The organism is Roseovarius sp. YIN77 (assembly GCF_057219155.1).
The window spans coordinates 279280-305543 of the sequence record NZ_JBXVVI010000001.1 but is presented as its reverse complement, the minus strand read 5'-3'; the positions used below and the strand labels follow the sequence as shown (position 1 = coordinate 305543).

Below are 26264 nucleotides of genomic sequence, written 5' to 3'. Positions count from 1 at the left end.
GGGATATGATAGCGCTAACAGTTGTTGAAATACGGTTGAACAGCGCCAAAGTCCAGTAAGAAATAAGCCACAGTCTTCATGCTGTGAATATGACATGCCTGAATAGATTGTCTAAATTTAATTCTGATCAGGCTTCCAATTCGGCATCCCAATACAGAAAATCAACCCAGCTTTCATGTTGGAAGTTGGGTGGGAATTTTCGCCCCATATTCTGCAACTCCCCAACCGATGGCGCTCGGGGTGGTTTGCGAAGGCTCATATGCGCCTGACGCAATGATTTCGAACCTTTCCTCAGGTTGCACTTCGAACAGGCCGCTACCACATTTTCCCAGCTTGTTACGCCGCCAGAGGCCCGCGGCACCACGTGATCAAAAGTCAGATCACCATGTGCGCCACAATATTGGCATTCGAAGGCATCGCGCAAAAACAGGTTGAACCGGGTAAAGGCCACGCGTCTTTTGGGTTTGATGTATTCTTTCAACACCACGACAGAGGGTATTTTCATCTCCAGGCTTGGGCTGTGAACCACCTGGTCATACTCCGCGATAATATCCACACGTTCTAGAAACGCTGCCTTGATCGCATCCTGCCAGGGCCATAACGACAACGGATAATAGGATAGCGGACGGTAATCCGCATTCAAAACCAATGCCGGGTTTCGCCGCAAGTTTTGCGGATCATAAGTGAAGTGGGTTCTGAAATCTCCGTCCATTACTGTGACTCCATGCTCGCCCTGCCTGCCTTTTATCATTCAGGGCGGGACGACCCGCCCCAGTATGTAAACAACTATATATGGCGTTCAACATCTGACAAGCCCCATCATATGTGTGTGTTTGTCACTGTTGTGCAAAGAATTCATGACAGGAATGTGATGAATTTGCCGACACACATGGCTTCTGCGCAATGTTTCATGGCAAATACCGATCAATAAACACGCGCCGTTCCCGAAATTCCATCGGTACTTGAAGCTGAAATTATAACAAATGTTTAGAATTCTGCAGAGCGGATCTTGGGCGTAAAATTCAATTTAAAGATCATCATCGGGGCCGAAAACCGGCATGAACCGATCCCAATCAGCCCGGTGATTCTGTTGGTTTCGCCCCTGAACAAACTGCCCTTGTCATTGAAAACACGCCGTTCTTGATCAGTCAGACATGCCCAGCCGTTGCCGCATAAAGGTCAGTGCTACACTCAGCCCATCCGGCGCAATCCCGTGTGCGGTGCCTTGCATGATATGGGCATAAACATCAAAACCCGCCGCGCCCAATGTTTCTGCCGCCTGGTTCAAGGATTGCGGCGGTACCACATCATCCTGGTCACCATGTATCAGCAAAACAGGTGGTTTGTTGATTGTTTCATCTTCCAACAGCTCTGGCGCAATTAAGCGGCCTGAAAACCCGACAACGCCTGCCAGTTCTTCCTCCCATCTGGGGGCCACATGCAGCGCCATCATGGTGCCCTGCGAAAACCCGAACAGGATCGTATTTTCTGCGGCGATCCCCTCAGCCGCCATGGTTTGTTCAAGCCAGGCGTTCAGATCGCTTTCAGCCTCAACCATTCCGGCACGGGCGACTTCCTCAGAAGAGCCATCAATCCATGGGATCGGAAACCATTGATAGCCAAATGGGTTGGCCACGCTTTTTTCTGGTGCATCGGGGGCCATAAACACAGTGTCGGGCATATGAGGGGACAAGGGATCAGCCAATCCCAACAGATCGTTACCATCCGCACCATAGCCATGCAGCAATACAACCAGATGCTTGCCCTGCCCTGTTTCCGGCCCTTTCCGAGCGCTCTTTAATTCACGAGTCATCTGATCCCTTCCCGTTCTTTTGCCACCCGGTAGTAGGCCCAAAGTGTTCTGGCCGCAACGGATCTCCATGGGGACCAGGACAGCGCCATTTCACGAATTTCTTTTTCTGTCGGGCGTTTTTCCAGGCCGTACAAAATGCGCGCAGCTTCCTGCAGGGCCAAATCACCCGGGGCAAACACATCTGCGCGGCCCAGACAGAACATAGCGTAAATCTCTGCGGTCCAGCGGCCGATGCCCGGCACCTCGATCAGGGTGGACATCACCTCTGCAACGGGTTTCGAGCGCAGGGATTTATAGTCAATCCGCGCAGCAGCCAATGCCCGTGCATATCGAATTTTCTGCGATGACAGGCCACAGGCCCGTAACTCTTCGTCCGTTGCCCACATGATTTTCCGTGGCCCGGTCAGACCAGCGGCCTTCATCCGACCCCAAATCGCGTTTGCCGCAGCCACAGAGATTTGTTGACTGACAATCGCATCCAAAAGTGCCGCAAACCCATCTTTGCGCAGGCGCAATGGTAATGGCCCGGTTTGATCCAAAGCATAGGCCATGCGTGGGCAGGTCTGGCGCAACCAATCGGCCCCCTCACTCACACATTCCCCGGATTTAACGATGCGCTCTTCCATCTCATTCGCCTATCATCCTGAACCGCGTTGGAAAAGCCTTGCCGGAATCCAACGCCAAGAATTCGCACTTTCATCCGGTCATTCAACGGTCTAGGCATCAGATATGAACGCTGCAAGAAACGACATTGATCCCACCCCGAACAGAGCGGTTAAAAACGCGATCGTTCTGACGATTGCACAGGCGGTTTTGGGCGCACAGATGTCGATCCTGTTTCTGGTTGCTGTTCTGTCCGGGCAGTCCCTTGCCGACAATATCTGCTTTGCCACCTTGCCGGTAACGATGACGATCCTGGGCTCTGCTCTCAGTGCCAGGCCGATGTCATGGTTCATGCAACGCCAAGGGCGCATTGCGGGTTTCATGGTCGGATGCGCGGGCGGAACTGCCGGGGCCGCACTGGGGGCGTATGCGGTCTATTCCAGTTCATTCGCTTTGCTTCTTTGCGGTTCGTTTTTGTCGGGCATCTATTTGTCCTCTCAAGGATTTTTCAAATTCGCCGCCACGGACGCCGCCACTGAAAAGTTTCGCCCAATTGCGATATCTATGGTGATGAGCGGTGGTTTGGCTGCCGCCATTATGGGCGCCCAATTGGCCAAAGCGACCATGTTCGCCCTACCCATCCCGTTTCTGGCGACCTACCTTTGTATTGCGGTGATCAATATCGTCGGCGCAGCGATTTTCCTGTTTCTGGATATTCCGACGCCAACTGCAACTGAGAAGGGCGACCTCCAGCATGGCAATCGTTGGCACATCCTTAAAAAACCTCAAATCATCGTTGCCATTATCTGCGCGTCTGTTTCCTTTGGCCTGATGAACTTGATCATGTCGGCAACTCCGCTGGCCGTGGTCGGCTGCGGATACGGCGAAGACGCAGCAGCCGACGTTATACTGGCCCATGTTTTGGCAATGTATCTGCCGTCCTTCTTTACCGGGTTTTTGATTGCCCGATTTGGCAGCGAAAAGATTATCGCCATAGGGTTATTGATTTTGGCGTCAGCGGGGGCATCTGCAATCAGTGGCGTTGAACTGAGCCGGTTTTACGCTGCGTTGATCTTGTTGGGGGTCGGTTGGAATTTTGGCGTGATCGGGGCCACCACAATGTTGACCAACGCCCAGGATAAGGACGCGCAGGGTTTCGTTCAGGGCATCAACGAGATGGTTGTTTTCAGCGTTGTTGCCGTTGCCTCCGTGACGTCAGGCGTTTTGATGAATTGCACCGGGAGTGATGTTGTTCAGGGGTGGACGACCGTCAACATGGCGATGGTACCACTCTTGGTATTGGCTGGGGGATCCTTGATCTGGTTGGTGCTAAAACCCACAGAAGATGCAGCGTAATTAGGCGCGACCTGTCATAGATTTTAGTATCAACGACATACGGCGCCGAAATTCGCTTGGGTACAAACTACCCGATGCGACCCGCCCGGGATCACGGATAGCGGCCTTTAAAGTCGCCTCGGCCAACCACCCGGAACGAAGGGCAGATAGGGCATGTTTAGGAAGTGTCACAGATTTTGCAGCCCTCAATCGAGCTATTGCCTCTTTGGCCAGATCGCGAATGGCATCTTGCCTGCCATCCACCAAAGGCACGCGATTTGCCGCCTCCAACGCCGGAATGGCCACAAACCAGTTTGCGATACCCGCAGCGTATCCAAAATCCGCCGCCACATCATCCGCCTCTGGCCCCAGGCAGCGCACGGACAGCTTCATCAGATTGCCCGACGTTTCGTTGATATGGGACTTGAACACATCTGCGCTGTCAAAGGGATCGCGCCCGATATCCCATCGCCGCGCATCTATCATTTTGTGCATCATTGCCAGGGGCAGCGCCCGGTCCTGCGCCAATTTTGACAGAGGCTCCGCCACCTCATGCGCACGGGGCGGCTTGCCCTCGGCGATCTCGTCCAGAACATCGCGCCAAAACTGTAGTCGCATTTCGGCGATCATCGGTTCCGCACTGACCCAGGGCGCGCGAGCGACCTCTAGGTTAAAGGCGTAAAGAACGAACAGATTGCCGCGCTGTTCAGGGGGCGCCGTCATGGCCGATAGAAACCGGTCAGGATCGCCCGTGCGAACCTTTTCTGCGCAGAGCGCGATGGTCACGAGGGCGCCCCGTCTGCCAGCAATTTCCAATGGATAGCCTCTAGCAGTGCCTCAAAACTGGCATCCACGATGTTGGGTGACACGCCAACGGTGGACCAACGGCGCCCCTGCCCGTCCTCGCTGTCAATAACAACGCGCGTCACGGCCTCGGTACCGCCATCGGTGATCCGAACCTTGAAATCGACCAGACGCATATCCTGAATGTAGCTTTGGTATTTGCCCAGATCCTTGGCCAGTGCATTTGACAAAGCGTTCACCGGACCACGATCATTGCCAAGCTCATCCAGGCTTTCAGACACCGACAACATCTTTTCGTTGCCGATTTTCACGACCACGACCGCCTCTGACAGGCTGACGACCTTGTTGTACTTGTTCTTCCGCCGCTCGACGGTGACCTTATAGCGCTTGACCTCAAAGTATTCGGGCATCAGGCCCAGTTCACGCCGCGCCAGCAGCTCGAATGACGCCTGCGCCGTGTCGTAGGAATAGCCCTGATCCTCCCGCTCCTTGATCTGATCCAGAATGCGCGTCAACGCCGGGTGATCGGGCGCAACCTCTAGCCCGGCATCCGCCAGACGCTTGCGCAGGTTCGACTGCCCCGCCTGATTAGACATCGGCACGATACGTGCATTCCCAACGCATGCCGGATCCACATGTTCATACGTGGATGGGTCCTTCAGAATGGCGCTGGCATGCAGTCCGGCCTTGTGGGCAAAGGCCGACGCCCCCACATAGGCCGCCTGCCGCAATGGCACACGGTTCAGAATATCATCCAGCATTCGGCTGGCCCGGGTCAGGGTCGACAGCGCATCGGTACTGATCCCGGTGTCGAACCGATCCGCATAGCGGGGTTTCAGTAATAAGGTCGGGATCAACGCGGTCAGATTGGCATTGCCGCACCGTTCCCCCAGCCCGTTCAATGTACCATGAATCTGGCGTGCACCGGCCTCCACCGCCGCAAGGCTACAGGCCACCGCACATTCGGTATCGTCATGGGTGTGAATGCCCAGCCGGTCACCGGGAATGCCTGCAGCGATCACCGCGCGGGTGATGTCATGAACTTCACCGGGCATGGTACCACCGTTGGTGTCGCATAGCACAATCCAGCGCGCGCCCGCATCCAATGCGGCTTTCAGACAGTCAATCGCATATCTCGGATTGTCCTTGTAGCCGTCAAAGAAATGTTCTGCGTCAAACAAGGCCTCTCGCCCCTGCGCCACCAGATGGGCCACAGATTTGACGATGTTCTCGACATTCTCTTCCAGCGTGATCCCCAGCGCCTTAGTCACATGGTAATCATGGGTCTTACCAACCAGACATACGGCTGGCGTCCCGGCATTCAGAACCGCCGCCAAAACCTCGTCATTCTCTGCCGACCGCCCTGCCCGCTTGGTCATGCCAAAGGCGGTGAACGTCGCGCGGGTTTTGGGGGCGACATCGAAAAAGGCGCTGTCCGTCGGGTTCGCCCCGGGCCAGCCGCCCTCTATATAATCGAGCCCCAACGCATCCAGCGTTTCGGCAATGCGGATTTTTTCGGCTGTGGAGAACTGCACGCCCTGCGTCTGCTGCCCATCACGCAACGTGGTGTCGTAAAGATAGAGGCGTTCTTTGGTCATTTGAGCGCCTCTAGTTTGGCAGGGTCGAACCCAGTTGACGGTATTAACCCGACCCCCGCTTTGCTCATGCGAACTTCAATACCTGCTTCAATCAGGGAGTTCTTTAAAGAGTCCACAGCTGAGAAATCTTTGGTTGCAAAGGCTTCTTCACGAAGAACGGCCAGTTCCTTTTCCCAGTCAGACAAGTCAACTTCTGGGAATGGGTCCCAACCACCCAGTTCGGGTGTCAATAAGCCCAAGAGTTGTGCACCTCGTAAAAGCGCCCCTGCCTTTTCTTCCTTCGCGTATTGGCGCAAAAAGTACATCGCACTGCTAAAATTAAGATCGTCACAAAGACTATTCAGAAATGCAGGGGGCATTTCCTCTTGCGGTTCTACCCCTTCGCATAATGCGCGCCATTTACGCAAAGTCCGTTCCGCTTCTTGCCGTCGTTTCTCCGTCCAGTTCATCGGCTTCCGATAGTCGGTGCTCAGCAACACAAACCGGATCACCTCGCCTGGATAACCCTGTTCCAGCAAATCGCGCACGGTAAAGAAGTTGCCCAAGCTTTTGGACATCTTCTTGCCCTCGACCTGCAACATCTCATTGTGCAGCCAGTAACGGGCAAATTCGCCATGCGGGTGGGCGCATTTTGATTGCGCGATTTCATTTTCATGATGCGGGAACTGCAAATCATTCCCACCGCCATGAATGTCGAACGTGTCACCCAACAACTCATAGCTCATAGCAGAACATTCAATATGCCAACCCGGACGACCACGCCCCCAGGGGCTGTTCCAGCCCGGCAGATCGTCGGTCGATGGTTTCCACAACACGAAATCCATTGGATCACGCTTGTTATCGGCAACTTCGACCCGCGCGCCAGCGATCATATCATCAACCGACCGACCAGAGAGCTGGCCATAATCCTCGTAGCTCTTTACCGAAAACAAAACATGCCCCGCACCATCGGGATAGGCATGTCCCTTCTCGATCAACGCCTCAATCATCGTGATCATGGGGCCAATGAATTCCGTGGCACGCGGCATCTCGTCGGGCTCCATCGCGCCAAGCGCGCCCATATCATCCAAATACCACTGAATGGTTTCCTCGGTCCGCTCATGAACCAATTCTTCCAGCGAACGCGGATCACCCGCCTCTTTGCGCGATTGCGCCGTGGCATTAATCTTGTCGTCTACATCGGTGAAATTGCGCACATATTTCACATGGTCCGCGCCATAGACATGGCGCAACAGGCGATAAAGCACATCGAACACCACCACAGGCCGGGCATTGCCCAGATGCGCCCGGTCATAAACCGTTGGCCCACAGACATACATCCGAACATCCTTTGGATCGATCGGGGTAAAGACCTCTTTTTTCCGGGTCTTGGTGTTGTGCAGTTTTATCTCGACCATGGGTCCCTCTCGCAGGCGGTTGCCGCGGGCATATCAAGTTCAGATTGGTTAGGAAACAGAAAGAACGGCCCGCGTGACGTATGTCAGCAGGTAATGCAGCAGATAATGATGCGTAGTGTTCTCATGGGCGCGACCATAGATCGTGATGTGCGTCATGACAATTGCCCATTTGACAGATCACCTGACCTGTGTTCGCTTTGCACAAACTGAGCAGGGATTAGATCATGACCAAAGATATCGGCGCCGCGTTCCGCGCGCTTCACCAACCGGGAAATCCCTTTATTCTGGCCAATGCCTGGGACATCGGCAGCGCCAAGATGCTGGCCGCGATGGGCGCGCAGGCCATAGCCACGTCATCCGCTGCGCATGCCTTTACACTGGGCCGCCCTGATATGGGGCATGTGACCCGGGACGAGGCATTGGCCCATGCACAAGATCTGGTGGCCGCCGTTGATGTGCCCGTATCAGGTGATTTTGAAAACGGATTTGGGGATGATCCCGACACCTGCGCCGAAACGGTTCGGCTGGCGGCAGAGGTCGGTCTTGCGGGCATATCGATAGAGGACACTGCCCTGCCCTCCGCCACGCCTTACGAGGCTGACTTGGCGATCGAACGCATCCGCGCCGCCAGTGCCGCTGCACGTGCCCTGCCGCAAGACTTCGTTCTGGTCGCCCGCGCCGACGGCATCATGAACGGGCAATATGATCTGGCAGAGGCACTGCGCCGACTGAAAGGGTTCGAGGCCGCAGGCGCAGATTGTCTCTACGCCCCGATCCCCGACAGTTTTGAAGATCTTGCGCGTATCTGCTCCGCAACAACCTTGCCTGTGAATGCCCTGGCCGCAGGGCCTTATACCAACTACAACCGGGTGAATTTCGCCCGCATAGGCGTGGCGCGTATCTCTCTGGGTTCTGCTTTGGCGGGGACCATCCACAGGGTAATCCACGATGCGGCGCAGGCGATGTTTGATCAGGGCGATTTCTCGCCCCTCTCTCATTCCATTTCTAGCGATATCATCGACACGATGCTGATGGACGACTGATCAGGCACGCAGGCGTTCCCCTTTCGGGTCAAAGGGCGGCTCTGCCAGAACCAGCGCCTTGTGCGGCAGGCCTAGGATGGACACTTCTACCTCCTGCCCGGGCTCAACACCTTTCAGAAAACACAGGGCCAGGGATTTTTCGACCGTATAGCCATAAGTGCCGGACGTGACCCGACCCACCGGCGTGCCATCGGGCAGAAAGATCGGCTCCCCCCCCGTCGCATCGGCATTGTACGGTGTTTCCAACACCTCGATGATCGATAATTTTTCGCGTGCCGGTTTGGCCATGGTCTCTGCCACCGCCGTTTTGTTCAGGAACGCCTTGTCCATCTTGCACAGCCGCTCCAGCCCCACCTCTTGCGGCCAGTATTCCGGGCTGTATTCGCGCGACCAACTGCCATAACCCTTTTCAACCCGCAGCGACATCAGCGCCCGCGCGCCAACTGGCACGGCGTCCACCTCTTTACCGGCGTCAAGCAATGCCTGATAAAGCCGCACTTGATCTTCCTGATCACAATGAAGCTCCCACCCCAGATCACCGGTGAAGGACACGCGCAGGGCAACAACCTCGACCCCTGCCACCTGAATGCGTTTGGACCGCATGAAAGGGAAATCAGCCGTGTCCAAACTGTCATTGGTCAACCGCTGCAACAAAGCCCGTGATTGTGGCCCGGCCACATTGAACCCACACATGCGATCAGTGCGGCTTTCAAATACTGTGCCCTCTGGCAAGGGGACTGACCGGAAGAACCGGCTGTGATAGCGTTCCGACATCCCGCCACCGATGATCATGAACTCTTCTTCGGCCAGACGCGTGACGGTGAAATCCCCCGCAACACCGCCCCGAACCCCAATCAGGGGCGTCAGACAAGACCGACCCACCACCTTGGGCATCGTGTTGGCCATGACCTGGTTCAACCAATCCTCGGCCCCCGGCCCGGTTACGAAATACTTCGCAAAGTTGGAAATATCGATGATGCCGGCGGTTTCCCGCAGCTTGCGGCACTCTGCCCCGACCGGTTCGAACCAGTTCTGGCGGGTAAAGCCCAGCGTTTCATGCGCTTCCTCAGCCGATCCCGCGAACCATTGCGGATGTTCCCATCCATAGTTCAGCCCAAAAACCGCGCCCATTTCCTTTTGCAGCTCATAAATGGGGCGCACACGGCACGGGCGCCCGGCTTCGCGTTCCTCGTTCGGATAGTGGATGGCAAACCGTTTGGCATACTGATCCTGCACCCGTGCCTTGGTAAATTTCTTATCTGCCCACGCCCCGAACCGCGCCAGATCCCAAGGGAACATATCCAGGCTGGATTCCCCTTCAACAATCCATTCCGCAGACAGTTTGCCCAGCCCGCCGGATTGCGAAAATCCCGGAATGATGCCGTTACAGCAGAAATAATTCGACAATTCCGGCACCGGTCCAAACAATGCATTTGAATCGGGCGACCAAATCATCGGCCCGTTGATCGTGCGCTTGATGCCGGACATGCCCACTGCAGGCACCCGTTCAATCGCGCGCATCATGTTTTCCTCGATCCGTTCCAGATCGTCGGGAAACAGTTCGTGGCCAAAACCGGGGGGCGTGCCATCCTCTGCCCAAAAACGCATATCCCGTTCATAGGCCCCGACCAGCAGACCATTGCCCTCTTGGCGCAAATAATATTCCCCATCCCTGTCGGCGACGGATGGCAGGCGACGATCCATAGCATCGATCTCTGCAATCGTTTCGGTGACAAAATACTGATGCTCTGTTGGCATCAATGGCAGCTCGACCCCTGCCATGGCAGCCACTTCACGCGCCCACAGCCCCCCGGCATTCACCACCCATTCACAGGTGATGTCACCCTTGTCTGTCCGTACAACCCAGCCACCATCAGGTTGTTGTTCAGCGCCAATCACCGGGGTAAAGCGCAAAATCTCTGCCCCCATCGCCCGGGCGCCAGCCGCATAGGCCATGGTTACGCCAGATGGATCAACGTTGCCGCCATCCGGTTCATACATGATGCAGCGGATGCCATCGAAATTGACCAGTGGATGCAGGCGTTCGGCCTCATCCCGATTAATCTCGTGAAAGTTTAACCCATAGAGTTTCGCCTTCGCCGCCTGCAGGCGCAGCTGATGTTCACGGTTTTCGGTTTGCGCCAGATACAGACTACCGGGTTGAAATACACCACAGCCCTGCCCGGTTTCGGCTTCCAGCTCTTTATACAGGTTCATCGTATAGTTCTGGATGCGGGTAATATTGTTGTTGTCGTGCAGGCCATGAATGTTGGCTGCCGCGTGCCAGGTCGACCCGGATGTCAACTCATCCCGTTCCAAAAGGACGCAATCCGTCCACCCCAGTTTTGCAAGATGGTAGAGAATAGAGCAGCCGACAAGGCCACCTCCGATGACAACGACTTGAGCGTGAGAGCGCATGAGAGTTACTCGATTTGGTTGCTTTCCATAATAACTGCGCCTTGCCACACTCAAATAAATGCCATTTCACGACATCAGATCGCATCACAGCGTCAGATGCTTTAATTTCTCGACATAAGTGTCGAGATACATTTGCGACAAACTTTGACGCATTCACACATGCCAGAAATTTACACTCATACACTCTATCCCCAAGACAGAAGGAGACCATGATGAAATCCCATACCAGAGTTTGTGTCATTGGCGGTGGTGTTGTCGGATGTTCAGTTCTGTATCACCTGACGAAACTCGGGTGGTCGGATGTTGTCCTTTTGGAGCGTTCTGAATTGACGTCCGGCTCCACCTGGCACGCCGCAGGCGGATTTCATACGCTGAATGGCGATACGAACATGGCGGCCCTGCAAGGCTATACCATCCGACTATACAAGGAACTGGAAGAGTTAACCGGCATGTCCTGCGGCCTGCACCATGTGGGCGGCGTTACATTGGCTGATACGCCCGAACGCATGGATATGTTGAAAGCAGAACGCGCCAAGCACCGCTATATGGGCCTGCATACCGAAATTCTGGGACCAGAAGAGATCGCAAAAATCGCACCAGTCACCAATGTCGACGGTGTTTTGGGTGGGCTTTATGATCCGCTTGATGGGCATCTCGATCCCTCCGGCACCACCCATGCCTATGCCAAGGGTGCCCGGATGCAGGGGGCGGAAATTTACCTCCACACCAAGGTTCTGGAAACCAACCCACAACCGGATGGCAGTTGGAAGGTCGTGACCGACAAAGGCACGATCACCACAGAACATGTGGTTAATGCCGGTGGCCTTTGGGCGCGAGAGGTTGGCGCAATGGCGGGGGCCTATATGCCGCTGTTGCCGATGGAACATCAGTATTTGGTCACCGACGCAATACCGATGATATACAGCCGCGATACAGAACACCCCCATGTCATGGATCCTGGTGGCGAAAGTTATCTGCGGCAAGAGGGTCAAGGCCTGTGCATTGGCTTTTACGAAAAGACCTGTAAACCCTGGTCCGTCGATGGCACCCCCTGGGATTTCGGCCATGAATTATTGCCAGATGACCTTGATAAAATTACAGATTCTATAGAATTCGCTTATCGGCGTTTCCCGGTATTGGCAGAGGCCGGCGTGAAATCCGTCATTCACGGCCCCTTCACTTTTGCCCCCGACGGCAACCCCTTGGTCGGACCGGTTCCCGGACTACGCAACTATTGGTCTGCCTGCGGCGTCATGGCCGGTTTCAGCCAAGGCGGCGGTGTCGGCCTGACCCTTGCCCAATGGATGATAGAGGGCGAACCCGAACGCGATGTTTTCGCAATGGATATAGCACGTTACGGGAAATGGATCACGCCGGGATACACAGTTCCAAAGGTCATTGAAAACTACCAAAATCGGTTTTCCGTCGTCTACCCGAACGAAGAACTACCCGCGGCCCGGCCCTTCCAGACCACCCCAATGTACGACATCTGGGATCAAATGGGCGCAGTCTTTGGCCAGCAGTTCGGGCTAGAGGTTCCCAATTACTTCGCCCAAGGTGACGAACCCCGCTACGAAACCCCCACTTTTCGCCGTTCCAACGCATGGGAGGCGACGAGAAGAGAGGTGAAAGCCGTCCGCGAAGCCGTTGGAATCAATGAGGTTCAGAACTTTGGCAAGTTTTCCGTCACTGGCAAGAATGCTCGCGCCTGGCTCGACCGGATCATGGCCGGTCGCATCCCTAAACCGGGGCGGTTAAGCCTGACACCGATGTTGTCGCCCAAAGGCCGGTTGATCGGGGATTTCACCATCTCTTGCCTGTCTGATACCGAGTTTCAGCTAACGGCCTCCTACGGATCACAGGCCTATCATGAACGTTGGTTCCGGCAAAATCTGGACGAAGAGGTATTGTTGGAAAACATCTCTGACCGCCGAACCGGGTTTCAGATCGCCGGTCCCAAGGCTCGTGAGGTCTTGTCGGCAGTCACCCGTGCGGAAGTCTCTGAAATGCGCTTTCTTGACGTGCGCCGGATGACCATCGGCATGTGCGACTGCATTGTTCAACGGGTTAGCTATACCGGTGATCTGGGATATGAGATCTACACCGATGCCATGAGTCAACGATCCCTGTGGCACGTTTTATGGGCAGAGGGACAAAAACACGGCATGCGGCCCTTTGGCATGCGCGCCATGATGAGCCTGCGGTTGGATAAGTTTTTCGGATCCTGGCTATCTGAGTTTTCTCCCGATTACACAGCCGCTGAAACCGGGCTTGATCGCTTCATCTCTTTCAAAAAAGGTGTTGATTTCATTGGGAGAACAGCAGCAGAGGTTGAACGAAATTCAGGATCATCCCGAACACTTGTCGCCTTTGAGGTGGACGCCGACGACGCCGACGTGATTGCCTATGAACCCGTCTGGATTGATGGAGAGGTCAAAGGATTCTGTACTTCCGGCGGCTATTCGCATTATGCCGAAAAATCCATTGCACTGGCATTGATCCCAACCGAGCTTGCCAAATCTGAACTGACCGTTCAGATCGAAATTCTGGGCGACATGTGCAATGCGCGCCTGCTGTCATCTCCCCTGTTTGATGCCGATGGCGCACGTATGCGTGGCGTGTAACAAAATGAACATTGTTCTTGCCTGTCTGACACGCGGCGATAGCATATCGTTTGAGGGAGCTTGGCATGTCTGACACAACTGAACGCACTATCGAAATTCTATCCCAGTTGGTTGGATTCGACAGCCTGTCAGGCCGCCCGACGCATGGGATAGTGGGCTATATTCAGAATTATCTGAACGAATGCGGGGTAGAATGTTCCCTCAGTTATGACGAGGCAGGCGAACGGGCCAATGTTTTTGCCACGATCGGGCCAGAAATTGACGGCGGGGTCATTCTTAACGGCCATACCGATGTGGTTCCGGTTGACGGACAAACATGGGCAAGCGATCCGTTTGCCCTGACCCAACGCGGCAGCCGTCTATATGGCCGTGGCGCCGTGGATATGAAAGGGTTCCTTGCCTGCGTTCTGGCCTCTGTGCCGCGTTTTCAGTCAGCCGAATTGAAAAGGCCAATTCACATCGCCTTCACCTATGACGAGGAAACCGGCGGATTTGGTGTACCCGTGCTTTTGAACAGCCTCGCGGGGGTGCCGTTTCGACCGAGTATCACAATCGTCGGGGAACCGACAGATATGAAGATCATCACTGGGCACAAGGGCGGCTATGAAATGCGAACAGAGATCACAGGGCTTGCCGTGCATTCTTGTGATCCACGCCAAGGCGTCAATGCGATCTCTGCCGCGATGAAGCTGATCACGAAGATTGAAAGCATGAATGAAGAGCGAGCGGCAAATCCCCAAATTAATTCACCTTTTGATCCACCCTATCCGACATTTAATGTCGGCACGATCGAAGGCGGCGCAGCCCGCAACGCGACAGCTGGCTGGTGCAATTTCAATTGGGAATACCGCACTATGCCGGGCGAAAATGGCGCAGATGTCATCGCGGAAATCGAAGCCTTCGCAGCAAATGAAATCTTGCCGCAGATGAAGGCGGTGTCCGAAGAGGCGGAAATTCGCATCCTCACTGAAACCGCGGTCCCGCCCCTAAACAACCGCAATGCCGCTTTGGCGACTGAGTTGGTCAGCTCCGTGACTGGAATCAACGACACCGGAGTCGTTTCATTTGGCACAGACGCCGGATATTTCAGTGATGCAGAAATTTCGACGGTGGTCTTTGGCCCCGGCAGTATCAGCCGCGCCCACAAGGCCGACGAATATATAGAAATCGACGAATTGAATCAGGGCTTGGATTTTCTGGGTAAACTATCAAATAAATTGTCACAGTGATCGGTATTCATGTGCCGGAGATAACGCGAAACACGTTGCGTAAATTCATAATATAATTGAAAATTATTTGGTGCCCGAGGAGCGTCACATATATTGTTTAGTTTCAAATAGATAATGGGTACAATCGTAATTTATTCGTAATTATTTTTGTTTATTTTGGCCAAAATATAACAATATATCTACGATAAATACTTAGCCAAATTGATGACTAAGCAGGAAGCGGCACCCAAACTAAATAAGCGCCATTTTCCAACTCGCTGCGAAACTCTGCCTCAATTACTTCCTGAGCTTTCGGATTCGGTATTGGATGGCCATCTACAAAGAAGTCCTTGAGGGCCGCGCTAGCGTTTTTAATCAAATCCGCTTCCTGATCCGCTGCGGCAAAACAATCAGGCACGTCTGGAAACGACAATCCGAACGAAGAGTCTACATCGTGATGTACGATCGCTATAAAACACATTTCGCCCCCCATTAAATTTTAGCGAATACTACAGATGTTTATCTTGCACCAAGACGAAAAGAGATCATCTGTTGTACGGCAAAACAGCTTAACCAATGGAATAGTTTCGAGCAAATCGTTGGGAGTTTTCGAAACCAACGGATCACCGTGCGCAATCTTATTTCTTACATCAACAATGTGATCAATAAGGTTTTTCGCAGGCAGATAGTCACCCTTCAGTTTTGCACACAAATCTTTTTTGAATTCCAAGTATCCAAATCGATTAACGTAAGACGCAATTTTTTGAAACGAGGGTGATGAAAAGCTCTTGTTGAACCTGTCTTCAGAAATCGGTTCGGGGTGAGCGCCAGTTTGTTCCCAAAGTGGCAGATCCCGATCAATAAACTTTACAATTTTTGCCGCCAGCTTTTCTGCATCTGAGGTGTTCTTGATTTCTGAAATTATATCATGTGAAGCATGAAAAGAAATAAGGTTCGAAATTTTCGACCTGCATACATTGTTTTCAAATATTCTGGTTAATGTTAATTCTCCAATCTCTTTTGTGAATCCTTCGATATGACTAGACAACAATACGACCGCACCTCGACAAAGCGCGTTGATTTCCTTTGAATGCTTCGTGGCATTCTGGCGTTCTAGTTTTCTTGCCATGTGAAGGAGCACTTCAACTTCACCAAGGCGATCAACCAGCGCCGAATAAGCTACTGTATATCTAGGCAAGTTATTCGTTCACCCAAGAAAAATGTTGTTCCCAGAGCTTAAAGCGCCGTTCCGTTCTTTTTTTGTGATCGACTGCTCGCGAAATTAAGTCCTCAAACTCTTCATCTTTGAGAAGTTTGTAGTACGTTGAGCGAAACTGATCGCGATGCTCGACTGCCATCTCAGGCGTTAGCTTAGAAGAGATATTAGAAACGAGATCAAACAGGGATTTATTAATAGGCTTACTCTCTGGGCGGCGAAAGCATTCGTTTGGGGGGAATAATATGCCTGAGATCGCAATCATATGTTCCCAATCTCTGTCGAATTCCGCCAATTCGTCGTACGTGAGCTTCCGCCCTTTCTCAGCAGCTTCATTCAACCAATTTTTTAAAGGAGTTCGATAAGTATCTAATCCTAAACGATTAAAGGCAAAGTACCTCAAGATTGTCTCTTCGCCTCGCATACGTTTGTCAGGAGATTTTCTACCTAATATCTTCAACCAATTAGGGCGTTCAGCAATCTCCCTAAGTAAATCATTTAGAGATCCTCGATAAAGGCAGTTGCGAAGTTCTTGTGCATTCAATGTTGAAGTGTTTGAGTTTAGGCGTTCAAAAATGTCAAATTTAACATCGGGGTGAGATTTATTTGTGATCATTACACATCTGATTGTGTGCGTCTTGATTTGCCTTTGAATCTTCGTAGGCAATTTATGAAAACGTAAACCATTCAATTCTTTTGCTATGGATAGCGAAGACAAAGAGAACTGATTGTCCATATAGCGATGGATAGATTCTAACCGTTGTTGACCATCAATAACATCAAGCTCAAACTCTTCATTCTGAGATAGGTAGCATGGTGGTATCGGGACATTAAGTATTATCGACTCAATTAGGCGTGACGCGGTGGCGTTAGACCAAACATACCCTCGCTGAAACGACGGCCTAAGCACAATATCGTTACTTTTGATTTGTTCCATCAACGACCCAACTACCAAATCGTAATTCTGCGTAACCACGTCCCGATTTGGAGGAAATGTTGCGTCTGGATCAGCAATGTCCGAGTCTTTTTCAGTTTCTAGAATTTCATCGGTTACCAATGTGTAGTCCTGCCCTGAAATGTTTCTCTTTTTTTAGCACTTACCCTCAATTGAGGAGCGCTAATCTCATATTTCGCAATACACTCTATTGAGTTGTGGGCAATGCGCAATACTCGTTAAACAAGTTAAGCGAGCGATCGTAATTTATTCGTAATCGGTCAGTAGTTTTATTTTAGCCTATTAAGTTATATCTTTGTAAATATTTGTTATTATTCATAGAATTTGACTTCCGGTTCACAATGGCAAATACTACCATAATTCCGTAAGTAATTGTTATTATTGTATTATATTGAATAGTGGTGCCCGAGGAGAGACTCGAACTCTCACGATGTTACCATCGGGGGATTTTGAAACCTGTCGGATGATAGAAAACCCTTTATTTAGTACGGTGTATGGTTGTCAAAATGGCACAATGGCACAATGGCACGAGATTTGGCACGAGTATGGCACAAGCAATTTTTGTACCTTTGCAGACGACAAATACTGAATCTCAGATTACTTGAATCTCCCTCGTTCAATGCTAAAAATTATTTGAACTTTCGGCGGTATTTAATTGAACACAAACTGACATTTGTATTAGTAAGGCTCGTCGAGTTCTAACAATTTTTAGGTGTATGATAGGCATGAGACTAAGTGCAATAAGTGGTATTTTCCTGGCAATTTTCGTTTCAACGTCGCACGCCCAACAAAGTTTACCTGCGACAGGTTCCTGCGAACATATTCTAAAGTTATCAGAGCTAGAGATTAGCACATCCGTCCAATGGACAGGCACTAGTGCCACAGTGTTCGCACGAGGTCAAAAATTCGCTGGAGAAGTTGTTGGCTTACGTCCGTTTGACACGTCTTTCAAACTATCAATACTTTATGAAGACAGTATTTCCGGTCCGACAGAGATGGTGATCTTTCAAAGCCCGTCTTCTTCCGCATATCGCATGGCGATCGTAAGTTATGAATATCTACAACGTGGTGATCGAGTTATTAAATCTGTTATGGGGTTTGAAGATGCTACCTGCGTAGTCATCAGGTGAAATCTATTGCATTGCTAAATGGAATTAACCAACAAGCAAGTTATCGTTGAGTGTGTAAGAACAACAACTTCAACGCACTTTCGCAAAGTATCTTTCATCATATTTTATTAATGTTTCTTTGTGCCCTTTCCCGGACTCGAACTGGGTCGCATATGCAAGCATGAGATATTAAAGACCTTGATATTACAAAAAGCTTTATCTCTATACGTATGCTCTTGGCACAATGGTACAATGGTACAATGGTACAATGGCACGTTGGCGCAAGGATTTCATTTGAGTTTATGGTGCGGGTGGTGGGACTCGAACCCACACTTCCTTGCGGAAACTGGATTTTGAATCCAGCGCGTCTACCGGTTCCGCCACACCCGCCATTACGAGCACTCATTGTCATAAATTGAAAATGATGAAAAGCCCATTGTTGTAGACTTGAGATACTTTTTTCTTTGTATCTCAACCCCGCCCGAAAAACACCGGCACTTAAAGTGCAGCAATTTACGATTGGATGCCTAAAGGCTCAATTTAGTCCGGGGGATTACTAAATTTTCAACCTAAAAAGAATTCACTCGAAACGATTGTAAGTCTATGAAATTATATTGATATTTCGACCATTACGATAGCGAACAGACTTTTTGTTTTGGCACACAGTCTTTAAGCCAAAATCCGCCTTCGTAAGCTGTTGATTATAATAAGAATTATTTTTGATGACACACGCACGATTTTGAATCCCCTGCGTCTACCATTCCGCCACTCGGGCCACCGGGTTGTCATTTAGCGTCCCTTTTTACCGCCGTCCACTGCAAAATGAACCAAATGATGATCTGACTTGACGATTGTCCAGCAGCATGTTGCATGGGGCAAAAGGAATTTTGAATGATCAAGCCGCTCTATGATTGGACCTTGTCGCTCGCCGCCTCACCGCGCGCACTCTGGGCATTGGCAATCATTTCTTTTGTAGAGGCATCATTCTTTCCCATCCCCCCAGATATCCTGATGATCCCGATGATCATTGCCGCGCCACACAGGGCGTGGCGCATCGCCTCCGTTGCATTGGCAGCATCGGTTTTGGGTGGTTTGGCAGGTTATGCGATTGGCGCCGGATTTTTCGAAACTATCGGGCGCCCGGTACTGGAATTTTATGGCAAGGATGCCCATTTTGCTGAATTCAGCACACGCTACAATGAATGGGGGGCTTGGGCCGTTTTGATCGCAGGGATTACACCCTTTCCATTCAAGGTTATCACGATCCTGTCGGGTACCACTGGATTGTCCTTGCCGATATTCATTTTTGCCTCAATCATTGCGCGCGGACTTCGGTTTTTTATTGTGGCCGGCCTTTTGTGGAAGTTTGGTGAACCCATCAGAAACTTCATTGAAAAACGGTTGGGGCTGGTATTTACCACCTTCATGGTTTTGCTTATCGGCGGCTTTTTCTTGGTGAAATACATATGACACGCAAGCAATTGATCATTATTGCCTTTTCTGGTTCCGCCACCCTGTTGATTGGGGCACTTGGTTTTCAGTATCTGGGCGGATTAGCACCATGCAAAATGTGCATCTGGCAGCGATGGCCACATTTGGCAGCAGTCATTATTGGCGTTATTGCCATTCTGGTGCCTGGACGCATCTGGCCCTATCTAGGGGCGATCGCGGCCGTAACAACGGGTGGGATCGGGATTTACCACACCGGTGTTGAACGTGGCTGGTGGGAAGGACCATCCGGATGCAGTGGCGGTTCCCTTTCCAACATTAGTGGCAGCGATCTTCTTTCGACAGAAAATGTCGCGTTGCCGGTGATGTGTGATGAGGTCGCATGGGAGTTTCTGACGCTATCCATGGCCAGCTGGAACGCGATTATCGCGTTTGGCCTCGCGCTTATCTGGCTTGCAGCGGCGCGTCGCCCGGTCGGCAGTTAATCAGCCTTAGGATTTCCGGGTCGACAGCAACAGATTTGTTTCGCTCGTCTGAACACCCTCAATCTTTCGGATTTCAGAGATTACGGTATCGAGTGCTTCTAACGTTTCGGTACCGATTTCCACAATCAAATCCCATTTACCGTTGGTAGAATGAATTTTCTCGACACTCGGAAAACCGTTTAAACGGTGGACGATACGGTCCGTCCCTCGCCCCTCGATCCCCAATAACATCAACGACCTTACGGGTGCAGATCTGGCCTCGTCTTTCAGCACTACGGTAAAGCCCAGAATTGTACCAGAGGTGATCAGCCTGTCGATGCGCGCCCTGACAGTTGTGCGGCTTAGCTTCAACTCAGCAGATAATTCCGACAAGGTCTTTCGGGAATCACGCCGGAGCGCGGCAATCAAGCGTTCATCATTATTGTCCATTTTGGCCACTATATACTTTCACTTTGAACATCGATTGGTTGTTTTGAACATATTTTACCTGTCCATATGCATCAATACGAATAATAAATAGGTTAAAGCGAAAGACTTAGGTGAAGAAATGACTCCTCAAAATTGCATATTAGTTGGTGCGCCCGTCGACTGCGGTAAACGGCGCCAGGGTTGCCTGATGGGCCCTGATTCATATCGAACCGCGGGGATCTCCTCTGTGTTGCGAGAACTTGGTCACACCGTCGAAGATTTGGGCAATCTGGCGCCTGCCAAGATCGACCATGTCGATGCGGCCAAGGAAACCGTCTTTGAGCTCACGCAGAACATCGCCTGGACTCAGACTTTGAAAAATTTTGGGCAGGATGCCGCCGCACGCGGATTTCCTATCTTTCTGGGCGGTGACCATGCGCTTTCACTTGGCTCGGTTGCAGGCATGGCATCCTATGCCAAAAGCATCGATCGCCCCTTGTTCGTATTGTGGTTGGATGCGCATACTGATTATCACACTCCGACGACATCGGGTTCCGGCAACCTGCACGGCACACCATTGGGTTATGTAACCGGACGTGAGGGTTTTGAAGATTTCCCAAAACTTGACGCCCCAATCCCCACGGAAAATGTCTGTTTAATCGGCTTGCGATCCGTGGATACGCCGGAAAGGGAAGCGCTGCAAAGAACCGGCATGTTGGCCGTTGACATGCGGGCTATCGATGAAAATGGCATTGCGTCGCCCTTGCGTCAATTTTTGAACCAAGTTGCTGCTGCGAACGGCCTTTTGCATGTATCGCTTGATGTTGATTTTCTCGATCCGTCCTTTGCGCCGGCGGTTGGAACAACCGTTCCAGGCGGTGCTACCTTGCGAGAGGCGCATCTGGTCATGGAGCTTTTGCATGACAGCGGTCTTGTGACATCTCTGGACCTTGTGGAATTGAACCCATTTCTGGACGAACGGGGAAAAACTGCACATGTCATGGTCGATTTGACGGCCTCACTCCTCGGTCGCCGCGTGTTTGACCGCCCAACCCCCCGATTTGCATGAGATCCGCTATGACCGCACCTACCCCATCAAAACTTGCCTATGTGCCCTTTGTAAGCGTCGAGAACATGATGAAACTCGTGCATCACATCGGTATTGAAACCGTGCTGCGCGATCTTGCTGATTACATCGAGGATGATTTTCGCCGTTGGGAATTGTTTGACAAAACCCCCCGCGTCGCTAGCCATTCCCGCGATGGTGTGATCGAACTGATGCCCACCTCGGACGGCGAGGTATACGGCTTCAAATATGTAAACGGCCACCCGAAAAACACAAAGGAAGGTCTGCAAACCGTGACCGCCTTTGGCCTCCTGGCGACTGTCGATACCGGCTACCCGGTATTGCTGTCAGAAATGACGGTTCTGACCGCGTTGCGCACGGCTGCAACCTCTGCAATGGTTGCGCACCATCTGGCCCCTAAAGGGGCGACTTGTATGGCCATGATCGGCAATGGTGCCCAATCGGAATTTCAAGCGCTCGCTATGCGCGTGATTTGCGGGGTGCAGCGGCTGAGGCTATTCGACATCGACAAGGCCGCCACTGATAAACTTGTCAGCAACCTCAAAGGGTTCGGATTTACGCTTGAACCATGTAATACCCCCGAAGAGGCGATCGAAGGGGCACAAATTATCACCACCTGCACCGCAGACAAACAAAATGCCACGATCCTGACTGATAATATGGTTGGGGCCGGCGTGCATATTAACGCCATCGGCGGTGATTGCCCGGGCAAGACAGAGCTTCATCAAGATATCCTGAAACGATCAGATGTGTTTGTCGAATACACACCGCAAACCCGGATCGAGGGTGAGATTCAGCAAATGCCCGACGACTTCTCCGTTACCGAGATGTGGGAGGTAATCAATGACACCAAACTAGGCCGCACAGATAACCGCCAAATCACTTTGTTTGATGGGGTCGGTTTTGCTGTGGAGGATTTCTCTGCCCTGCGTTACGTCCTGACAAAGATCAAGGACACAGACCTGTATCAGGATCTGGACATGATCGCAGATCCGGATGATCCCCGCGATCTGTTTGGGATGTTGCAGAGATCAGTACATTAATTATTGGTGTGAAATATCACAAAAATAAACGTTTTTTGTATTTCACCCTTATCCTTTTTTGATATCCGAAACAGCGTGCCATCCAGATCGTATATCTTGTTGTCAAAACTGTCCGGGTGATTGACGCTGTCATCAATACTCACATTGTCTGGGTTTGTTAAACACGCTTCGATCTCTGATCTCAGTGTTGTTAACAACACATTCGCCGCCTCATCCCGAAATGAAAACTCCCAACCGCAAATGACAGACGACGTTGCACCAGATTGCAAGGTGCAGCCGGTAAAATTTTCCAGATGATCGGGGCTCAGATTTTCAAACTCTACGCTATCGGCAGAATGGCCCGATAAGTCATCGCATAAAGCGCCAGCTGTGGCGTGAGCCACCAACCCAAACCAAATCAACACGCTGCCCGCGGCACCAAAAATGTATCGGCTCCTAATGAAGATTGAATTCCCCCACAACATTTCTCCACTCTCCAGGGGCTATCAGTTTGCGGTGTGTGTAGCGGATGGAATGCAACGGCCCCTCAATCTCTTCCTGCCAAAATTCCACGAACTTTAACAGTTGGGGCATATCGGGCGCCAAATCGTATTCCTGCCAGATATAGCTGTTTAAAACATGCGGATAATCAGGCAGGTGGTAGAACATTTCCGCGGTTGTCAAACCATAGCCTTGCAACATCATCTCAGTCTCGGATTTGTTCATGCCTAACCTCATTGTTTTATTATCTACAAACAGTGTCGCACATCTGAATTAGTTTTCAATGAAAACAATCAGTTACCATGTCGTGAGCATTTCATACGTGTTCCTGGGGCCTCACCCATTGCACACACCATCTGCCCTCCTGTATAGTCTCAACAACAAAATATAGAATATGGTACGAGAGCGGTAATCAACGTGAACGACACGCCAGAAACTCCTGAAAACGATCAAGAAAATAAAATCCAACCCGTGGCATATGACGGCCCTGTCGTGTCCATCACGGATGAGATGAAAAACTCTTATCTCGACTACGCGATGAGCGTGATCGTCAGCCGGGCAATCCCCGATCTGCGCGACGGGTTGAAACCAGTTCATCGGCGTATCCTTTACGCGATGCACGAGTCCGGCAACACGCATGACAAATCCTATCGAAAATCGGCACGCCCGGTTGGGGATGTCATGGGTAAGTATCACCCACATGGGGATAGCGCGATCTATGACGCCCTTGTGCGGATGGCACAGGATTTTTCGATGTCTCTGCCGCTTTTGGATGGTCAGGGCAACTTTGGCTCCATGGATGGCGATAACGCGGCTGCGATGCGTTATACCGAAGTGCGGATGGACAAACCGGCCGCATCCCTGCTGGCCGACATCGAAAAAGAGACCGTTGATTTTCAGGACAACTATGATGGCAAAGACCGCGAACCCACGGTTCTGCCCGCACGTTTTCCAAATATGTTGGTCAACGGCGCTGGCGGTATTGCGGTTGGCATGGCCACGAATATCCCGCCACACAATCTGGGCGAAGTGATCGATGCCACGCTGGCCCTAATCGACGATCCTGACTTGTCCTCCGAAGATCTGATTCAATACGTCCCCGGCCCAGATTTCCCCACTGGTGGCATCATGCTGGGCCGTTCCGGTGCCCGCAAAGCCTATTTGGAAGGACGCGGATCGGTCATCATGCGCGCCAAAACCCGGGTCGAGGAGATCCGCAAAGACCGCTACGCCATTGTGCTGGACGAAATCCCCTATCAGGTCAACAAGGCCTCGATGATCGAAAAGATCGCCGAACAAGTGCGCGAGAAAAAGATCGAGGGCATTTCCCATGTTCAGGATGAATCTGACCGCAACGGCGTGCGTGTTGTCGTTGAATTGAAACGCGATGCCACGGCAGAGGTCGTCTTGAACCAACTGTTCCGGTTCACGCCCATGCAGACATCTTTTGGCTGCAACATGTTGGCGCTAAATGGCGGACGCCCGGAAACACTGACATTGCGCAGGTTTTTGACCTCCTTCATTGAATTCCGGGAAGAGGTGGTTGCGCGCCGTACAGCCTATAATCTGCGCAGGGCCCGTGAGCGCAGTCACATCCTGTGTGGTCTGGCGGTTGCTGTCAGCAATGTGGACGAAGTCGTCGCAACAATCCGCGCATCTGCCGATGCTGCAGATGCACGCGAAAAGCTGATGTCGAGACGCTGGCCAGCCACAGATATCGCAGAGTACATTAAACTAATCGACGATCCGACCCATACGATCAACGATGATGGCACCTATAACCTTTCTGAGGTTCAGGCCCGCGCCATTCTTGATCTGCGCCTTCAGCGCCTCACCCAGATTGGGGTGAAAGAGGTCACTGATGAGCTGCAAGAGCTCGCCGCAGCTATTCGCGAATATCTGGATATCCTTAGGTCCCGTGAACGGATCATGGCCATCATCTCTGACGAACTGAAAGAGGTGCAAGAGAAGTTCGCCGTTCCGCGTCGTACCGAAATCGTCGACTGGTCTGGCGACATGGAAGATGAGGATCTGATCGAACGCGAAGACATGGTCGTAACGATCACCCAGACCGGTTACATCAAACGCACCCCTCTGGCAGATTTTCGGGCCCAGAAACGTGGGGGCAAAGGTCTGTCTGGCATGTCGACCAAGGATGACGATGTGGTGACCAACCTCTTCGTCGCCAATACGCACACACAATTGCTGTTCTTCACCACCGACGGCATGGTTTACAAGCTGAAAACCTGGCGTCTGCCCCAAGGTGGACGTAACGCCAAGGGCAAGGCGATCGTCAATATACTGCCAATGCCTGTTGGTGTATCCATCGCGGCCATCATGCCTGTGGATCGCCCGGATGACGAATGGGCCGATTTGCAGATCGTTTTTGCGACCAGCGCAGGCGATGTCCGCCGCAATGCCTTGTCGGATTTCACCAATGTACGCTCCAACGGCAAAATCGCGATGGATCTGCCGGAAGGCGTCAGCCTCGTCAACGCACGCATCTGTGCCGAAGATGACGACGTGATGCTGATCACCAATTCCGGGCGGGCCATCCGTTTTCAATCCACCGCTGTTCGCGTCTTTAAAGGTCGCAAATCAACCGGCGTTCGCGGGATCAAGCTGTCTGGTAAGGACAATGTCGTTTCGATGTCCGTTATTCGCCATTTTGACGCCACTGCCGAAGAGCGCGTCGCTTATCTGAAAATGCGCCGGGCTGTCGCTGGGCTCACAGATGACGCAGAAGCTGATGACGAGGACACCGTCGAGGGTAACATAACACCCGAACGCTACGCCGAAATGTCTGCGGCAGAGGACCTGATCCTGACCATCACTGCAAACGGTGCTGGAAAGCTGTCGTCCTCTCACGACTATCCGGTCCGTGGTCGGGGCGGCATGGGCGTCGCGGCAATGGATAAGGCCATGCGCGGCGGCGATTTGGTGGCCTCTTTCCCGGTCAGCATGGACGATCAGATCATGTTAGCTACCTCCACTGGCCAATCCATCCGGTGCCCGGTTGATGGCATTTCATTCCGATCCCGCAGCGCCGGTGGCGTGAAAGTCTTCAATACCTCTAAGGGGGAGGAGGTCGTCTCTGTCGCCTGGATCGCCGAAGAAGAAGACGAGGCAGACGAGGAATAATAGCGATCGGGGCTTAACTGCCCCGAATTCCCACTGTGCAATTGCGAT

Annotated in this window: 22 protein-coding genes and 1 tRNA gene; 9 read left to right on the top strand and 14 right to left on the bottom strand. The window is 52.0% G+C overall.

The window, feature by feature from the left end; translation table 11 throughout:
- Positions 1 to 127 precede the first annotated feature (127 nt).
- From AC2D8P_RS01465 to AC2D8P_RS01455, 3 genes are all read right to left on the bottom strand, one after another.
- A complete protein-coding gene (locus tag AC2D8P_RS01465) occupies positions 128 to 712 on the bottom strand; it encodes an HNH endonuclease (protein WP_484699821.1) in 585 nt (194 codons plus the stop codon).
- Positions 713 to 1144: 432 nt separating this feature from the next.
- A complete protein-coding gene (locus tag AC2D8P_RS01460) occupies positions 1145 to 1813 on the bottom strand; it encodes an alpha/beta hydrolase (RefSeq protein WP_484699819.1) in 669 nt (222 codons plus the stop codon).
- Positions 1810 to 2439 carry a DNA-3-methyladenine glycosylase family protein gene (locus AC2D8P_RS01455; RefSeq protein WP_484699817.1) on the bottom strand — a complete coding sequence of 210 codons (630 nt, stop codon included), beginning with the start codon at positions 2437 to 2439 and terminating at the stop codon, positions 1810 to 1812. The genes AC2D8P_RS01460 and AC2D8P_RS01455 overlap by 4 nt, the downstream gene beginning before the upstream one ends.
- A 103-nt stretch (positions 2440 to 2542) precedes the next feature.
- Here AC2D8P_RS01455 and AC2D8P_RS01450 point away from each other — a divergent pair, with 103 nt between their 5' ends.
- Positions 2543 to 3772 carry an MFS transporter gene (locus AC2D8P_RS01450; protein ID WP_484699815.1) on the top strand — a complete coding sequence of 410 codons (1230 nt, stop codon included), beginning with the start codon at positions 2543 to 2545 and terminating at the stop codon, positions 3770 to 3772.
- Here AC2D8P_RS01450 and AC2D8P_RS01445 read toward each other — a convergent pair whose 3' ends face one another.
- The 3 genes from AC2D8P_RS01445 to cysS are packed head-to-tail and all read right to left on the bottom strand — an operon-like array spanning position 3773 to position 7550.
- On the bottom strand, positions 3773 to 4537 hold the full coding sequence (locus AC2D8P_RS01445) for a squalene/phytoene synthase family protein (RefSeq protein WP_484699813.1): 765 nt from the start codon (positions 4535 to 4537) through the stop codon (positions 3773 to 3775).
- Positions 4534 to 6153: a citramalate synthase gene (gene cimA / locus AC2D8P_RS01440; protein WP_484699811.1), complete on the bottom strand. Its 1620-nt coding sequence runs from the start codon at positions 6151 to 6153 to the stop codon at positions 4534 to 4536. Before cimA ends, AC2D8P_RS01445 begins: the two co-directional genes overlap by 4 nt.
- On the bottom strand, positions 6150 to 7550 hold the full coding sequence (cysS, locus tag AC2D8P_RS01435; protein WP_484699809.1) for a cysteine--tRNA ligase: 1401 nt from the start codon (positions 7548 to 7550) through the stop codon (positions 6150 to 6152). The genes cimA and cysS overlap by 4 nt, the downstream gene beginning before the upstream one ends.
- A 224-nt stretch (positions 7551 to 7774) precedes the next feature.
- On the opposite strand from cysS, the gene AC2D8P_RS01430 reads away from it, so the two are divergent.
- Positions 7775 to 8593, top strand: coding sequence for an isocitrate lyase/PEP mutase family protein (locus AC2D8P_RS01430; protein ID WP_484699807.1), 819 nt, complete (start codon positions 7775 to 7777; stop codon positions 8591 to 8593).
- On the opposite strand, the gene AC2D8P_RS01425 is transcribed toward AC2D8P_RS01430, so the two are convergent.
- The gene (locus tag AC2D8P_RS01425; RefSeq protein ID WP_484699805.1) at positions 8594 to 11011 is read right to left on the bottom strand and encodes a GcvT family protein; all 2418 of its coding nucleotides are present in this window, start codon (positions 11009 to 11011) and stop codon (positions 8594 to 8596) included.
- Between the two features lie 212 nt (positions 11012 to 11223).
- Here AC2D8P_RS01425 and AC2D8P_RS01420 point away from each other — a divergent pair, with 212 nt between their 5' ends.
- Together AC2D8P_RS01420 and argE are read left to right on the top strand one after the other, a co-directional pair.
- Entirely contained in the window at positions 11224 to 13635 is a 2412-nt protein-coding gene (locus AC2D8P_RS01420; protein WP_484699803.1) for a GcvT family protein, read from the top strand.
- A gap of 65 nt (positions 13636 to 13700) precedes the next feature.
- Positions 13701 to 14864: an acetylornithine deacetylase gene (gene argE / locus AC2D8P_RS01415; protein ID WP_484699801.1), complete on the top strand. Its 1164-nt coding sequence runs from the start codon at positions 13701 to 13703 to the stop codon at positions 14862 to 14864.
- Between the two features lie 208 nt (positions 14865 to 15072).
- On the opposite strand, the gene AC2D8P_RS01410 is transcribed toward argE, so the two are convergent.
- From AC2D8P_RS01410 to AC2D8P_RS01395, 4 genes are all read right to left on the bottom strand, one after another.
- The gene (locus AC2D8P_RS01410) at positions 15073 to 15324 is read right to left on the bottom strand and encodes a type II toxin-antitoxin system HicB family antitoxin (protein WP_484699799.1); all 252 of its coding nucleotides are present in this window, start codon (positions 15322 to 15324) and stop codon (positions 15073 to 15075) included.
- Positions 15325 to 15342: 18 nt separating this feature from the next.
- Entirely contained in the window at positions 15343 to 16041 is a 699-nt protein-coding gene (locus AC2D8P_RS01405) for an MAE_28990/MAE_18760 family HEPN-like nuclease (RefSeq protein ID WP_484699797.1), read from the bottom strand.
- A gap of 1 nt (position 16042) precedes the next feature.
- On the bottom strand, positions 16043 to 17116 hold the full coding sequence (locus AC2D8P_RS01400; RefSeq protein WP_484699795.1) for a GmrSD restriction endonuclease domain-containing protein: 1074 nt from the start codon (positions 17114 to 17116) through the stop codon (positions 16043 to 16045).
- Between the two features lie 1310 nt (positions 17117 to 18426).
- Positions 18427 to 18513, bottom strand: a tRNA-Leu gene (locus AC2D8P_RS01395).
- A gap of 501 nt (positions 18514 to 19014) precedes the next feature.
- Between AC2D8P_RS01395 and AC2D8P_RS01390 the strand changes: the two genes are divergently transcribed.
- Together AC2D8P_RS01390 and AC2D8P_RS01385 are read left to right on the top strand one after the other, a co-directional pair.
- Positions 19015 to 19593: a YqaA family protein gene (locus AC2D8P_RS01390; protein WP_484699792.1), complete on the top strand. Its 579-nt coding sequence runs from the start codon at positions 19015 to 19017 to the stop codon at positions 19591 to 19593.
- Positions 19590 to 20057, top strand: a complete 468-nt coding sequence (locus AC2D8P_RS01385; RefSeq protein ID WP_484699790.1) for a disulfide bond formation protein B — start codon at positions 19590 to 19592, stop codon at positions 20055 to 20057. Before AC2D8P_RS01390 ends, AC2D8P_RS01385 begins: the two co-directional genes overlap by 4 nt.
- A gap of 6 nt (positions 20058 to 20063) precedes the next feature.
- Here the strand turns inward: AC2D8P_RS01385 and AC2D8P_RS01380 are convergent, their stop codons facing one another.
- Positions 20064 to 20486, bottom strand: a complete 423-nt coding sequence (locus AC2D8P_RS01380; RefSeq protein ID WP_484699788.1) for an Lrp/AsnC family transcriptional regulator — start codon at positions 20484 to 20486, stop codon at positions 20064 to 20066.
- Positions 20487 to 20604: 118 nt separating this feature from the next.
- Here AC2D8P_RS01380 and rocF point away from each other — a divergent pair, with 118 nt between their 5' ends.
- The gene (gene rocF, locus AC2D8P_RS01375; RefSeq protein ID WP_484699786.1) at positions 20605 to 21534 is read left to right on the top strand and encodes an arginase; all 930 of its coding nucleotides are present in this window, start codon (positions 20605 to 20607) and stop codon (positions 21532 to 21534) included.
- Positions 21535 to 21542: 8 nt separating this feature from the next.
- On the top strand, positions 21543 to 22595 hold the full coding sequence (locus tag AC2D8P_RS01370; protein WP_484699784.1) for an ornithine cyclodeaminase: 1053 nt from the start codon (positions 21543 to 21545) through the stop codon (positions 22593 to 22595).
- On the opposite strand, the gene AC2D8P_RS01365 is transcribed toward AC2D8P_RS01370, so the two are convergent.
- Positions 22592 to 22978, bottom strand: a complete 387-nt coding sequence (locus tag AC2D8P_RS01365; RefSeq protein WP_484699782.1) for a hypothetical protein — start codon at positions 22976 to 22978, stop codon at positions 22592 to 22594. The genes AC2D8P_RS01370 and AC2D8P_RS01365 overlap by 4 nt on opposite strands.
- 52 nt (positions 22979 to 23030) lie before the next feature.
- Positions 23031 to 23300 (bottom strand): usg protein, encoded by a 270-nt coding sequence (locus AC2D8P_RS01360; RefSeq protein WP_484699780.1) that lies wholly within the window; start codon positions 23298 to 23300, stop codon positions 23031 to 23033.
- A gap of 192 nt (positions 23301 to 23492) precedes the next feature.
- Here AC2D8P_RS01360 and gyrA point away from each other — a divergent pair, with 192 nt between their 5' ends.
- Complete coding sequence (gene gyrA, locus AC2D8P_RS01355; RefSeq protein ID WP_484699778.1) at positions 23493 to 26216, top strand: DNA gyrase subunit A; 2724 nt, start codon at positions 23493 to 23495, stop codon at positions 26214 to 26216.
- The last annotated feature ends 48 nt before the right edge of the window (positions 26217 to 26264 follow it).

What these genes read in the sequence shown, in the direction of transcription:
- AC2D8P_RS01465 (WP_484699821.1), bottom strand. Translation starts at nt 712, where the DNA reads ATGGACGGAGATTTCAGAACCCACTTCACTTATGATCCGCAAAACTTG.
- AC2D8P_RS01460 (WP_484699819.1), bottom strand. Translation starts at nt 1,813, where the DNA reads ATGACTCGTGAATTAAAGAGCGCTCGGAAAGGGCCGGAAACAGGGCAG.
- AC2D8P_RS01455 (WP_484699817.1), bottom strand. Translation starts at nt 2,439, where the DNA reads ATGGAAGAGCGCATCGTTAAATCCGGGGAATGTGTGAGTGAGGGGGCC.
- AC2D8P_RS01450 (WP_484699815.1), top strand. Translation starts at nt 2,543, where the DNA reads ATGAACGCTGCAAGAAACGACATTGATCCCACCCCGAACAGAGCGGTT.
- cimA (WP_484699811.1), bottom strand. Translation starts at nt 6,153, where the DNA reads ATGACCAAAGAACGCCTCTATCTTTACGACACCACGTTGCGTGATGGG.
- cysS (WP_484699809.1), bottom strand. Translation starts at nt 7,550, where the DNA reads ATGGTCGAGATAAAACTGCACAACACCAAGACCCGGAAAAAAGAGGTC.
- AC2D8P_RS01430 (WP_484699807.1), top strand. Translation starts at nt 7,775, where the DNA reads ATGACCAAAGATATCGGCGCCGCGTTCCGCGCGCTTCACCAACCGGGA.
- AC2D8P_RS01425 (WP_484699805.1), bottom strand. Translation starts at nt 11,011, where the DNA reads ATGCGCTCTCACGCTCAAGTCGTTGTCATCGGAGGTGGCCTTGTCGGC.
- AC2D8P_RS01420 (WP_484699803.1), top strand. Translation starts at nt 11,224, where the DNA reads ATGAAATCCCATACCAGAGTTTGTGTCATTGGCGGTGGTGTTGTCGGA.
- argE (WP_484699801.1), top strand. Translation starts at nt 13,701, where the DNA reads ATGTCTGACACAACTGAACGCACTATCGAAATTCTATCCCAGTTGGTT.
- AC2D8P_RS01410 (WP_484699799.1), bottom strand. Translation starts at nt 15,324, where the DNA reads ATGTGTTTTATAGCGATCGTACATCACGATGTAGACTCTTCGTTCGGA.
- AC2D8P_RS01390 (WP_484699792.1), top strand. Translation starts at nt 19,015, where the DNA reads ATGATCAAGCCGCTCTATGATTGGACCTTGTCGCTCGCCGCCTCACCG.
- AC2D8P_RS01385 (WP_484699790.1), top strand. Translation starts at nt 19,590, where the DNA reads ATGACACGCAAGCAATTGATCATTATTGCCTTTTCTGGTTCCGCCACC.
- AC2D8P_RS01380 (WP_484699788.1), bottom strand. Translation starts at nt 20,486, where the DNA reads ATGGACAATAATGATGAACGCTTGATTGCCGCGCTCCGGCGTGATTCC.
- rocF (WP_484699786.1), top strand. Translation starts at nt 20,605, where the DNA reads ATGACTCCTCAAAATTGCATATTAGTTGGTGCGCCCGTCGACTGCGGT.
- AC2D8P_RS01370 (WP_484699784.1), top strand. Translation starts at nt 21,543, where the DNA reads ATGACCGCACCTACCCCATCAAAACTTGCCTATGTGCCCTTTGTAAGC.
- AC2D8P_RS01360 (WP_484699780.1), bottom strand. Translation starts at nt 23,300, where the DNA reads ATGAACAAATCCGAGACTGAGATGATGTTGCAAGGCTATGGTTTGACA.